The 7,533-nt window shown below is 66.1% G+C and carries 15 protein-coding genes; 13 read left to right on the top strand and 2 right to left on the bottom strand.

Features of this window, described 5'->3' with window-relative positions:
* The 13 genes from EZ216_RS17680 to EZ216_RS17620 all read left to right on the top strand — a co-directional run.
* A partial coding sequence (locus tag EZ216_RS17680; protein ID WP_500690378.1) for an EF-Tu C-terminal domain-related protein occupies positions 1-74 on the top strand: 74 nt, incomplete at its 5' end.
* Between the two features lie 13 nt (positions 75-87).
* On the top strand, positions 88-402 hold the full coding sequence (gene rpsJ / locus EZ216_RS17675) for a 30S ribosomal protein S10 (RefSeq protein WP_027102403.1): 315 nt from the start codon (positions 88-90) through the stop codon (positions 400-402).
* 180 nt (positions 403-582) lie between these two features.
* On the top strand, positions 583-1,257 hold the full coding sequence (gene rplC / locus EZ216_RS17670; protein WP_135251107.1) for a 50S ribosomal protein L3: 675 nt from the start codon (positions 583-585) through the stop codon (positions 1,255-1,257).
* 2 nt (positions 1,258-1,259) lie between these two features.
* Positions 1,260-1,880, top strand: a complete 621-nt coding sequence (gene rplD, locus EZ216_RS17665) for a 50S ribosomal protein L4 (RefSeq protein ID WP_135251106.1) — start codon at positions 1,260-1,262, stop codon at positions 1,878-1,880.
* On the top strand, positions 1,877-2,212 hold the full coding sequence (gene rplW / locus EZ216_RS17660) for a 50S ribosomal protein L23 (protein ID WP_135251105.1): 336 nt from the start codon (positions 1,877-1,879) through the stop codon (positions 2,210-2,212). The genes rplD and rplW overlap by 4 nt, the downstream gene beginning before the upstream one ends.
* On the top strand, positions 2,212-3,036 hold the full coding sequence (gene rplB, locus EZ216_RS17655; RefSeq protein ID WP_135251104.1) for a 50S ribosomal protein L2: 825 nt from the start codon (positions 2,212-2,214) through the stop codon (positions 3,034-3,036). The genes rplW and rplB overlap by 1 nt, the downstream gene beginning before the upstream one ends.
* A gap of 12 nt (positions 3,037-3,048) precedes the next feature.
* The gene (rpsS, locus tag EZ216_RS17650) at positions 3,049-3,327 is read left to right on the top strand and encodes a 30S ribosomal protein S19 (protein ID WP_027102398.1); all 279 of its coding nucleotides are present in this window, start codon (positions 3,049-3,051) and stop codon (positions 3,325-3,327) included.
* Positions 3,328-3,336: 9 nt separating this feature from the next.
* Entirely contained in the window at positions 3,337-3,669 is a 333-nt protein-coding gene (rplV, locus tag EZ216_RS17645) for a 50S ribosomal protein L22 (protein ID WP_205959702.1), read from the top strand.
* A 13-nt stretch (positions 3,670-3,682) separates the two neighbouring features.
* Complete coding sequence (gene rpsC / locus EZ216_RS17640; protein ID WP_135251103.1) at positions 3,683-4,612, top strand: 30S ribosomal protein S3; 930 nt, start codon at positions 3,683-3,685, stop codon at positions 4,610-4,612.
* 2 nt (positions 4,613-4,614) lie between these two features.
* The gene (gene rplP, locus EZ216_RS17635; protein ID WP_135251102.1) at positions 4,615-5,031 is read left to right on the top strand and encodes a 50S ribosomal protein L16; all 417 of its coding nucleotides are present in this window, start codon (positions 4,615-4,617) and stop codon (positions 5,029-5,031) included.
* 11 nt (positions 5,032-5,042) lie between these two features.
* On the top strand, positions 5,043-5,255 hold the full coding sequence (gene rpmC / locus EZ216_RS17630) for a 50S ribosomal protein L29 (RefSeq protein WP_135251101.1): 213 nt from the start codon (positions 5,043-5,045) through the stop codon (positions 5,253-5,255).
* A 9-nt stretch (positions 5,256-5,264) separates the two neighbouring features.
* The gene (rpsQ, locus tag EZ216_RS17625; RefSeq protein WP_135251100.1) at positions 5,265-5,534 is read left to right on the top strand and encodes a 30S ribosomal protein S17; all 270 of its coding nucleotides are present in this window, start codon (positions 5,265-5,267) and stop codon (positions 5,532-5,534) included.
* A gap of 85 nt (positions 5,535-5,619) precedes the next feature.
* The gene (locus tag EZ216_RS17620; RefSeq protein WP_135251099.1) at positions 5,620-6,126 is read left to right on the top strand and encodes a peroxiredoxin; all 507 of its coding nucleotides are present in this window, start codon (positions 5,620-5,622) and stop codon (positions 6,124-6,126) included.
* Between the two features lie 67 nt (positions 6,127-6,193).
* On the opposite strand, the gene EZ216_RS17615 is transcribed toward EZ216_RS17620, so the two are convergent.
* Together EZ216_RS17615 and EZ216_RS17610 are read right to left on the bottom strand one after the other, a co-directional pair.
* Positions 6,194-6,616: a GNAT family N-acetyltransferase gene (locus EZ216_RS17615; RefSeq protein WP_135251117.1), complete on the bottom strand. Its 423-nt coding sequence runs from the start codon at positions 6,614-6,616 to the stop codon at positions 6,194-6,196.
* 148 nt (positions 6,617-6,764) lie between these two features.
* The gene (locus EZ216_RS17610) at positions 6,765-7,418 is read right to left on the bottom strand and encodes a cytochrome b/b6 domain-containing protein (RefSeq protein WP_135251098.1); all 654 of its coding nucleotides are present in this window, start codon (positions 7,416-7,418) and stop codon (positions 6,765-6,767) included.
* Positions 7,419-7,533 lie beyond the last annotated feature (115 nt).

Below are 7,533 nucleotides of genomic sequence, written 5' to 3'. Positions count from 1 at the left end.
AAGGCCTGCGCTTCGCCATCCGCGAAGGCGGCAAGACCGTGGGCGCCGGCGTCGTCGCCAAGATCATGGAATAAGGCGGGACTTCAAATGGCTACCCAACAGAAGATCCGCATCCGCCTGAAGGCGTTCGACTACAAGCTCATCGACCAGTCGGCCGCCGAGATCGTGGACACCGCCAAGCGCACCGGCGCCATCGTCAAGGGCCCGGTGCCCCTGCCGACCCGCATGAAGCGCTTCGACATCCTGCGCTCGCCGCACGTGAACAAGAGCTCGCGCGACCAGTTCGAGATCCGCACCCACCAGCGCCTGATGGACATCGTCGATCCCACCGACAAGACCGTCGACGCGCTGATGAAGCTGGACCTGCCGGCCGGCGTGGACGTCGAAATCAAGCTGCAGTAAGCTTCAGCCGGTCGAAGTCAGTGCCCGCTCTTGGCAAGGATGCCGGGAGCGGGCTATAATTTCGGGCTTCGCTCCTCAAGGGCGGAGCTTTTATCAACCTTCCCGCGCCGTTTCCCTCTGGGGAAGCGTCCAACGCAGAAGCCAATTGCAGCGTCTGCGGCCGGGTAACGGAGCAAGAACATGAGTCAAAGCAACTCCCTCGGGTTGCTGGGCCGCAAGGTGGGCATGATGCGCCTGTTCACCGATGACGGGGACGCAGTCCCGGTCACGGTGGTGGACGTGTCGGGCAACCGCGTGACCCAGGTCAAGACCGACGAGAAGGATGGCTACGTCGCCCTGCAGGTGACGTTCGGCAAGCGCAAGGCATCGCGCGTCGCCAAGCCCCTGGCCGGCCACCTCGCCAAGGCGAGCGTCGAGCCCGGCGAGATCATCAAGGAATTCCGCGTGACGGCCGAAGCCGCCGGCAAGTACGCCGCCGGTGCCACGCTGCCTGTGACCGAGCTGTTCGCCGTCGGCCAGAAGGTCGACGTGCAGGGCACCTCGATCGGCAAGGGCTTCGCCGGCACCATCAAGCGCCACAACTTCAGCTCGCAGCGCGCGTCGCACGGCAACAGCCGTTCGCACAACGTGCCGGGCTCGATCTCGATGGCGCAGGACCCGGGCCGCGTGTTCCCGGGCAAGAAGATGACCGGCCACATGGGTGACGAGACCACGACCACCCAGAACCTGGACGTCATCCGCATCGACGAAGCCCGCCAGCTGCTGCTGATCAAGGGCGCCGTGCCCGGCGCCAAGGGTGGTTTCGTCACCGTGCGCCCGGCCGTCAAGGCCAAGGTGGCGAAGGGAGCGAAGTAACCATGCAACTCGAACTCCTGAACGAGCAGGGCCAGGCCGCTTCCAAGGTGGAAGCGCCCGAGACCGTGTTCGGCCGTGAATACAACGAGGACCTGGTCCACCAGATCGTCGTCGCCTACCAGGCCAACGCCCGCCAGGGCACCCGTGCCCAGAAGGACCGCGAGCAGGTCAAGCACTCGACCAAGAAGCCGTTCAAGCAGAAGGGAACGGGCCGTGCCCGTGCCGGTATGACTTCCTCGCCGCTGTGGCGCGGGGGCGGCCGCATCTTCCCGAACAGCCCGGAAGAGAACTTCACGCAGAAGATCAACAAGAAGATGTACCGCGCCGGCATGGCGTCCATCTTCTCCCAGCTCGCCCGCGAAGGCCGCATCGCCGTGGTGGATTCCATCAAGGTCGATTCGCCCAAGACCAAGCAGCTGGCCGCCAAGTTCAAGGCGATGAACCTGGACTCGGTGCTGGTGATCGCCGACGAAGTCGACGAGAACCTGTACCTCGCCTCGCGCAACCTGGCCAACGTGCTCGTCGTCGAGCCCCGTTACGCCGATCCGCTGTCGCTGGTGCACTACAAGAAGGTGCTGGTCACCAAGGCCGCCATCGACAAGCTCAAGGAGATGTTCGCATGAGCCGTGTGAACCCCACCCCCGCCGAACGCAAGTTCGACGAAGGCCGCCTGATGCAGGTGCTGGTCGCCCCGATCGTCTCGGAGAAGGCCACCCACGTCGCGGACAAGAGCAATGCCGTCACCTTCAAGGTGCTGCAGGACGCCACCAAGCCCGAGATCAAGGCCGCCGTCGAACTGATGTTCAAGGTGGAAGTCAAGGGCGTCTCGGTGGTCAACACCAAGGGCAAGACCAAGCGCTTCGGCCGCTCGGTGGGCCGCCGCGACAACGTTCGCAAGGCCTACGTGACGCTCAAGCCGGGCCAGGAGCTCAACCTCTCCGGGGAGGCCGCGTAATGGCAGTCGTCAAGATGAAACCGACCTCGCCCGGCCAGCGCGCCGTGGTCAAGGTCACGCGCGACCACCTGTACAAGGGTGAGGCGTACGCGCCCCTGCTGGAGCCGCAGTTCCAGAAGGCCGGCCGCAACAACAACGGCCACATCACCACCCGCCACAAGGGCGGTGGCCACAAGCACCACTACCGCGTGGTCGACTTCCGCCGCAACAAGGACGGGATTCCGGCCAAGGTGGAGCGCATCGAGTACGACCCGAACCGCACGGCGCACATCGCTCTGGTCTGCTACGCCGACGGCGAACGCCGCTACATCATCGCCCCGCGCGGCCTGGAAGTCGGCGCGCAACTGGTTAGCGGCTCGGAAGCCCCGATCCGCGCCGGCAACACGCTGCCGATCCGCAACATCCCGGTGGGTTCGACCATCCACTGCATCGAACTGCAGCCCGGCAAGGGCGCGCAGATCGTGCGGTCGGCGGGCGGCTCGGCCACGCTGCTGGCGCGCGAAGGCGTCTACGCGCAGGTCCGCCTGCGCTCCGGTGAAGTGCGCCGCATCCACGTCGAGTGCCGCGCCACCATCGGCGAGGTCGCGAACGAAGAGCACAGCCTGCGCCAGCTCGGCAAGGCCGGCGTCAAGCGCCACATGGGCATCCGCCCGACGGTGCGCGGCGTCGCGATGAACCCGGTCGACCACCCGCACGGCGGCGGCGAAGGCCGCACCGGCACGGGCATGCCGCCGGTCGATCCGTGGGGCAACCTGACCAAGGGCTACCGCACGCGTAACAACAAGCGCACGCAGACGTTCATCGTCTCGCGCCGCAAGAAGTAAGGGGTCGCACAAATGACGCGTTCTCTCAAGAAGGGTCCGTTTGTGGACCACCACCTGGTGGCCAAGGTCGACAAGGCCGTTTCCGCCAAGGACAAGAAGCCGATCAAGACCTGGTCGCGCCGCTCCATGATCCTGCCCGACTTCATCGGGCTGACGATCGCCGTGCACAACGGCAAGCAGCACGTGCCGGTCTACATCACCGACCAGATGGTGGGCCACAAGCTGGGCGAATTCGCCCTGACGCGCACCTTCAAGGGTCACCCCGCGGACAAGAAAGTCCAGAAGAAGTAAGGAGCAGACATCATGGAAACCCGTGCAGTCCTCCGTGGCGTGCGCCTGTCGGTCGACAAGGGCCGGCTGGTGGCCGACCTGATCCGCGGCAAGAAAGTGGACCAGGCCCTCAACATCCTGAACTTCACCCAGAAGAAGGCCGCCGTCATCGTCAAGAAGGTGCTGGAGTCCGCGATCGCGAACGCCGAGCACAACGACGGCGCCGACATCGACGAGCTGAAGGTCAAGACCATCTACGTGGAGCAGGGCGCCACGCTCAAGCGCTTCACTGCCCGCGCCAAGGGCCGTGGCAACCGCATCAGCAAGCCCACGTGCCACGTGTACGTGACCGTCGGCAACTGAGGTCAGGAAGAATATGGGACAGAAAATCCACCCCACCGGCTTCCGTCTTTCGGTCAGCCGCAACTGGGCCAGCCGCTGGTACGCGAACAACCGCGACTTCGCCGGCATGCTGGCCGAGGACATCAAGGTCCGCGACTACCTCAAGACCAAGCTGAAGAATGCCGCGGTCTCCCGCGTGCTGATCGAGCGCCCCGCCAAGAACGCCCGCATCACGATCTACTCCGCCCGCCCGGGCGTGGTGATCGGCAAGAAGGGCGAGGACATCGAGAACCTGAAGAAGGAACTCGCCACCCGCCTGGGCGTGCCGGTCGCGGTCAACATCGAGGAAGTGCGCAAGCCCGAAGTCGATGCCCAGCTGATCGCCGACAGCATCACCCAGCAGCTCGAAAAGCGCATCATGTTCCGCCGCGCGATGAAGCGCGCGATGCAGAACGCCATGCGCCTGGGCGCGCAGGGCATCAAGATCATGTCGTCGGGCCGCCTGAACGGCATCGAGATCGCGCGCACCGAGTGGTACCGCGAAGGCCGCGTGCCGCTCCACACGCTGCGCGCCGACATCGACTACGGCTTCAGCGAGGCCAAGACCACCTACGGCGTCATCGGCGTCAAGGTCTGGGTCTACAAGGGCGACACCCTGGGCCGCAGCGACGCGCCGTCCCTGGACAGCACGCCGCGCCCCGAAGGCGAAGAGCGCCGTGGCCCGCGCGGCCCGCGCCGTGACGGCGACCGCCGTGGCGGCCCCGGCGGTGACCGCCGCGGTCCTTCGCGCGGCCCGCGCAGCACCGGTGCCGCCGGCACCACCAATGCCGCCCCCGCGGACGGCAGCGACAAGCCCCAAGAGGCCACTGGAGGCGCCGACGCGCCGAAAACCGCCGTTAAGCGCGTTGCCCGCAAGGTCGCAGGCGCGCCGGCTGCTCCCGCAGCCGACGGCAAAGGAGAGTAAACATGCTGCAACCCGCTCGCCGGAAGTACCGCAAAGAGCAGAAGGGCCGCAACACCGGCATCGCCACCCGGGGCAACTCGGTGGCCTTCGGTGACTTCGGCCTGAAGTCCACGGACCGCGGCCGCCTGACGGCCCGCCAGATCGAGGCCGCGCGCCGCGCGATCTCCCGCCACGTCAAGCGCGGCGGCCGCATCTGGATCCGCGTGTTCCCGGACAAGCCGATCAGCCAGAAACCTGCCGAAGTCCGCATGGGCAACGGCAAGGGCAACCCCGAGTACTACGTCGCCGAGATCCAGCCGGGCAAGGTGCTGTACGAGATCGTGGGCGTGCCCGAGGAACTGGCGCGCGAAGCGTTCAAGCTGGCCGCCGCCAAGCTGCCGCTGCGCACGCAATTCGTCACCCGCATGATCGGCGCCTGAGGAGAGAGAACATGACCAAAGCCGCCGACCTGCGCCAGAAGGACGTCGCCGCCCTCGAAGAGGAAGTGAAGTCCCTGCAGCGCGCCCACTTCGGCCTGCGCATGCAGAAAGCCACGCAGCAGCTGTCCAACACCGGCTCGCTGCGCGTGACGCGCCGCGACATCGCCCGCGCCAAGACCATCCTGGCGCAAAAGCGCGCCGAAACCGCCTCCAAGGCCAAGTAAGGAGTGACCATGACGGAAGCCAAGACCTCCCTCAAGCGCACCCTGATCGGCAAGGTGGTGAGCGACAAGCGCACCAAGACCGTGACGGTCCTGGTGGAGCGCCGTGTGAAGCACGAGCTCTACGGCAAGATCGTCGCCAAGTCGAGCAAGTACCACGCGCACGACGAGAACGGCGAATACCACGTGGGCGACGTGATCGAGATCACCGAGAGCCGCCCGCTGTCCAAGACCAAGAACTGGGTCGCCACCCGCCTGGTCGAGAAGGCCGCAGCGGTCTGATCCCCCGCGCTGCGCCCTGAACCGAAACGGCCCACAATGTGGGCCGTTTTCTTTTTTCAGCCACCACTTTTTCGAGGAGACACCCATGATCAAGGTCGGAGACCAGCTGCCGGACGTCACGCTGCAGGAATATTCGGAAGTCGAAGGCAACGGCTGCAGCATCGGCCCCAACCCGGTGAAGGTGCGCGATGCCGCCAAGGGCAAGACCATCGCCCTGTTCGGCCTGCCCGGCGCCTTCACGCCCACCTGCTCGGCCAAGCACGTGCCCGGCTACGTCGAGAAATACGACGACCTGAAGAAGGCCGGCGTCGACGAGATCTGGTGCGTGAGCGTGAACGACGCCTTCGTCATGGGCGCCTGGGCGCGCGACCAGAAAACCGGCACCAAGGTGCGCATGCTGGGCGACGGCAGCGCCGATTTCGCCAAGGCCACCGGCCTGTCGCTGGACCTGGGCGGCCGCGGCATGGGCACGCGCCTGAACCGCTGCTCCATGCTGGTGAAGGACGGCAAGGTCACGACGCTCAACGTCGAAGGGCCCGGCAAGTTCGAGGTGAGCGACGCGGGTACGATGCTCGCGCAAGCCAAGGGCTGAAGAGGTTCGGCATTGAGCGTTGGGTGTTCGGCGTCTTCATCCGACGCCAAACGCTCAACGCCCAACTTCAGAAGTCGACCTTCAGGAAATGCGTGCCGGCCACCGGGCTGTTGTAGTACGGCTCGATCGGCTTGAAGCCCAGGTCTTCGTACAGAGCGCGGGCGGCTTCCATGTCGTCCAGCGTGTCCAGCAGCACGCTCTCATAGCCGGCTCGGCGGGCGGCATCCAGCGCGGCTTCGGCCAGGCGCCGGCCCAGGCCGAAGCCGCGGAAGGACGAGCGCACGTACAACCGCTTCATCTCGGCCGCCTCGGGGTAATCGCTGGTGATCGCCGGCCGCAGTGCCACACAGCCGGCCAGCTGGCCATCCACATGCGCCAGGTAGATCGCGCCGCGCGGCGCGGCGTATTCGCCGGGCAGGCCAGCGAGTTCTTCCTCGAAGCCCTGGTAGGCCAGGTCCACGCCCAGCTCGCCGGCGTACTCGCGGAACATGGACCGCGCGGCATCCAGCGCCTCGCGCGTCTCGGGGGTCTTCAGTTCGATCAGAGGCAACTCAGCCGTCGCAGGCAAGGTCGTGGGCGAAGAGTAAGGGGGCGGCCAGTTTAGCCATTCGCCGCCGGCCTTCAACCTCAGCGGCCACTCACTTCACCAGCCACCAGACGAAGGCCGAGCAAGCGCCAAATACCGCCAGCGCCAGCACGCGCGAAGCCGCATCGTCGCGTGAAGGCTGCGGCTGGCCGTCCACCGCCTTGTCGCCCGACACCATGGGCCGCACCAGGTTCTCTTTCTTGTGCAGCAGGTAGAACGCGATGGCACCGACGTGCAGCACCACCAGCGCCAGCAGCACCCACTGGCCGATGCGCTTGTGATACCAGGTGGCGGCCAGGCCCTTGCTGGTGGCGACGAAACGATTGAGCGGTCCGGTGAACGTACTCTCGTCGTCGCTCACCAGGCCGGTGGCCACCTGTGCGATCAGGAACACCAGCATCGCGATGACCGAGCCCGTGCCCAGTGGGTTGTGGCCCACCAGGTGGTCCGGGTGCGATTGCCCGCGCAAGTAAGCCATCACGCTGGCGGGCGAATAGAAGAAGGAAGCGAAGCGCGACCAGCGCCCGCCGATGAAGCCCCACACCAGCCGGAACAGCAGCAGCGCGCACACCGCGTATCCCAGCTTCGCATGCCATTCGAGCGCGTTCTCGCGATAAGCCGTGATCGCCAGCGAGACCACGCAGAACACCAGCGCCCAGTGGAACAGGCGCGTGGGCAGGTCCCAGACGCGAACGGTCGATGTCATGTGCCAATCCTCCAGTGGGTGCGGATTGTGCGGGGATTCGCCGTGCCGGTTGCCCCTCGGGACATACCCTAGCGTCCCGCTCCGGCATGAACTTTTGCTAGAAACCCGGGTCAGC

Source organism: Ramlibacter humi (assembly GCF_004681975.1).
GTDB lineage: Bacteria > Pseudomonadota > Gammaproteobacteria > Burkholderiales > Burkholderiaceae_C > Ramlibacter > Ramlibacter humi.
Note: the sequence above shows the minus strand (reverse complement) of the source record. Positions and strands in the feature narration are given on the sequence as shown.

Excerpts from the sequence above, each read along its gene's own strand:
- EZ216_RS17620 (WP_135251099.1), top strand. The coding sequence starts at position 5,620 with ATGATCAAGGTCGGAGACCAGCTGCCGGACGTCACGCTGCAGGAATAT.
- rpmC (WP_135251101.1), top strand. The coding sequence starts at position 5,043 with ATGACCAAAGCCGCCGACCTGCGCCAGAAGGACGTCGCCGCCCTCGAA.
- EZ216_RS17615 (WP_135251117.1), bottom strand. The coding sequence starts at position 6,616 with ATGTTCCGCGAGTACGCCGGCGAGCTGGGCGTGGACCTGGCCTACCAG.
- rpsC (WP_135251103.1), top strand. The coding sequence starts at position 3,683 with ATGGGACAGAAAATCCACCCCACCGGCTTCCGTCTTTCGGTCAGCCGC.
- rpsJ (WP_027102403.1), top strand. The coding sequence starts at position 88 with ATGGCTACCCAACAGAAGATCCGCATCCGCCTGAAGGCGTTCGACTAC.
- rplD (WP_135251106.1), top strand. The coding sequence starts at position 1,260 with ATGCAACTCGAACTCCTGAACGAGCAGGGCCAGGCCGCTTCCAAGGTG.
- rplW (WP_135251105.1), top strand. The coding sequence starts at position 1,877 with ATGAGCCGTGTGAACCCCACCCCCGCCGAACGCAAGTTCGACGAAGGC.
- EZ216_RS17610 (WP_135251098.1), bottom strand. The coding sequence starts at position 7,418 with ATGACATCGACCGTTCGCGTCTGGGACCTGCCCACGCGCCTGTTCCAC.
- rpsS (WP_027102398.1), top strand. The coding sequence starts at position 3,049 with ATGACGCGTTCTCTCAAGAAGGGTCCGTTTGTGGACCACCACCTGGTG.
- rplB (WP_135251104.1), top strand. The coding sequence starts at position 2,212 with ATGGCAGTCGTCAAGATGAAACCGACCTCGCCCGGCCAGCGCGCCGTG.
- rplP (WP_135251102.1), top strand. The coding sequence starts at position 4,615 with ATGCTGCAACCCGCTCGCCGGAAGTACCGCAAAGAGCAGAAGGGCCGC.
- rplC (WP_135251107.1), top strand. The coding sequence starts at position 583 with ATGAGTCAAAGCAACTCCCTCGGGTTGCTGGGCCGCAAGGTGGGCATG.
- rpsQ (WP_135251100.1), top strand. The coding sequence starts at position 5,265 with ATGACGGAAGCCAAGACCTCCCTCAAGCGCACCCTGATCGGCAAGGTG.